This is a genomic window from Streptomyces flavofungini (assembly GCF_041028215.1).
In the GTDB taxonomy this organism is placed as follows: domain Bacteria; phylum Actinomycetota; class Actinomycetes; order Streptomycetales; family Streptomycetaceae; genus Streptomyces; species Streptomyces flavofungini_B.
On the sequence record NZ_JASKYR010000963.1, the window covers coordinates 1 to 2,361 of the forward strand.

The following is a 2,361-nucleotide window of genomic DNA, read 5'->3' on the forward strand; positions in this document are numbered from 1 at the left end:
GCGGTCAGGCGGTCAGGCGGTCAGGCGGTCTGGCGGGCGGCGGTCAGGCTTCCGTGGACGTCGGGTCGACGACGCGTACGCCGAAGTGCGCCGTGAGGGCGGTGCAGGAGCGGCACGGCGGGGCGAAGGAGCCGTGCAGGGGGTCGCCGTCCTCGCGGATGCGACGGGTGGTCAGTTTGGCGTGTTTGAGTGCCTTGCGGGCCTCGCCGTTGGTCATGGGCTTGCGCGCGGCGCGCTTGGAGCGGCTCGCGTCGGCGGCGGCGACGTGCCGGGAGACGAGGATCGCCTCGGCGCAGCGGCCGGTGAAGCGTTCGCGCTGACCGCTGGTCAGGGCGTCGAGGAACTCCTGGACGAGCGGGTGCAGCGCGGGGGGCTCCTCGCCGCGTCCGGGGGTGCAGGTGAGGGTGGTCTGGCCGCGTACGGAGAGGGCCGCGGCGACGGTGGGCAGGATGCCGTCACGGCGTTGACGCAGAACCGGCGCGTGGGCGGCGGTGCTGCTCCAGCCGACGCGCGGGTCGCCGAGGAGTCCGGCGGACGCGGCGTCGCCCGTTGTGGTGGTACCGGCTGTGGTGGCCACGGTGAGTCCTGCCGTCGGGCCCGTGCCGGGCGCTGCCGCGGACGCCGTGGTGGGCGCCGCCGTGTGCGTCGTGTGGGCGGTCGTGCCGCCTGCTGCCGTCTGCATCGTCCTTGATCCCCTCCCCCTGCTCCGCGGCCGTCACCGCGTATGCCACGCCCCCGCGTCGCGTGGGACAGCCTGCCAAATGGGGCGGGTGGTGCGGAAGCTGGGGCTCTGCGACACGCCTGGCTTTCCGCCGGGTTTCGTCGCACGGTGACCGTCCGGTGGCTGCTGGTCATGGAACCGGAGGCCCGGTGACCGGTGCCGTCCCAACGCATAGGCTGTGTCGACATCCGCAGTACCGGAACCCGTGGAAAGAGAACATCCGCGGTCCGGAACGTGCGGATCGACGCAGCAGAACCGGAACCTTCCACAGCGCCGCAGGGGGCAATCGCCATGACGACAGGTCGGCTGGGGCAGCAGTCCGCGCCGCCGAACGCGGCGTACGCCGGGCAGGTCGTGCACTTCCCGGACCCGGTCCGCGCCGCCCGCCACCCCAGAGGGGTGCGGGTCGACGAGCACGGCTACCCGGACTTCTCCGCCTACGCGCGTGCCGCGGCCGAGATCGCCGAGCCCCCGGAGGGTTTCGGCGTCGACGAGCTGCGCCTGACGGACTACGTGTCGGCCAACGCGGCGCTCGCGGCGGACGGCCACGAGCTGTGGGACACGATTCCCGCGGTCGCGACGCCGCACGGCTGGACGTGGCACCACGTGCCGGGCGGCCGGCGCCTGGAACTCGTACCGGTCGAGGTGAAGGCGCTGCTGCGGCACCACGGCGGTATCGCGACGACGGCCGTGGACCACGAGAAGCGGGGGACGCGGCCGTTGCAGGAGACGCGGCCCGCGCACTTCGGGCTGCCGAAGGCCGCGCTCGCGGTGAGCGAGCAGCAGGTGCAGGGCGTCGAGGAGGACCTCGGCTACCGGCTGCCGGGCGCCTACCGCTCCTTCCTGAAGGCGGCGGGCGGGTGCGCGCCGGTCGGCGCGGCGCTCGACGCCGAGCTCGGCCTCCTGGTCGACCAGCCGTTCTTCACGGTGCGGGACCAGGCGGCGGTCAACGACCTGGTGTACGTCAACAAGTGTCTGCGGGACCATCTCACCAAGGACTACCTGGGAGTCGGTTTCGTGCAGGGCGGCCTGCTCGCCGTGAAGGTCAAGGGCGACCGGGTCGGCTCGGTGTGGTTCTGCGCGTACGACGACGTGCGCGACCAGGACGCGTGGCCGCCCGCCGAGCGGGTGCGGCGGCTGCTGCTGCCGTGCGGCGACGACTTCGACGCGTTCCTGTCGCGGCTCGCGGGCAATCCGCCGGAGCTGGAGACGGTGGCGAACCTGATGGTGGACGGCGGCTTCGCGCGTGCCGTCCCCGTGTCCTCGGCTGGGGAGTGACGTAAGCATGGTGACGTTCGCACAGGCGCAGGAGCGCGCCGACGAGTGGATCAACGGCGACGTGCCGGGGTATCAGCACCGCGAGGTGCGGGTCAGGGAGTTCGACCTGGGGTTCGTCGTCTGGGCCGAGGACCGGGAGAACGGTCCCGTCTCCGACGGCGGCGACCAGCGGCTCGTCATCGCCAGGGACAGCGGCGAGGCCACGCTGTGGCCGGGGCTCCCGGTGGGCGAGGTGATCCGCCGGTACGAGGAGGAGTACGGCCTGCCGGACGAGGTGCCGCAGGACGCGACTCCGCCGCCGCCGGAGCGGGTCGACCTCAATCAGACGTCGTTCCTGCTGAGCCCGCCGGAGTGGCTCCAGG

The 2,361-nt window shown here is 73.1% G+C and carries 2 protein-coding genes and 1 pseudogene; 2 read left to right on the forward strand and 1 reads right to left on the reverse strand.

Going from position 1 to position 2,361, the window contains the following annotated elements; translation table 11 throughout:
* Window positions 1-43: 43 nt before the first annotated feature.
* Complete coding sequence (locus AB8Z36_RS37140; RefSeq protein WP_369217793.1) at window positions 44-682, reverse strand: YwqJ-related putative deaminase; 639 nt, start codon at window positions 680-682, stop codon at window positions 44-46.
* A gap of 330 nt (window positions 683-1,012) precedes the next feature.
* Here AB8Z36_RS37140 and AB8Z36_RS37145 point away from each other — a divergent pair, with 330 nt between their 5' ends.
* The gene (locus tag AB8Z36_RS37145; protein WP_369217794.1) at window positions 1,013-1,999 is read left to right on the forward strand and encodes an SMI1/KNR4 family protein; all 987 of its coding nucleotides are present in this window, start codon (window positions 1,013-1,015) and stop codon (window positions 1,997-1,999) included.
* 7 nt (window positions 2,000-2,006) lie between these two features.
* A pseudogene (locus AB8Z36_RS37150) lies at window positions 2,007-2,361 on the forward strand (SUKH-4 family immunity protein); the annotation flags it as partial.

Coding starts and splice junctions, on each gene's coding strand:
- AB8Z36_RS37145 (WP_369217794.1), top strand. CDS start 1,013: ATGACGACAGGTCGGCTGGGGCAGCAGTCCGCGCCGCCGAACGCGGCG.
- AB8Z36_RS37140 (WP_369217793.1), bottom strand. CDS start 682: ATGCAGACGGCAGCAGGCGGCACGACCGCCCACACGACGCACACGGCG.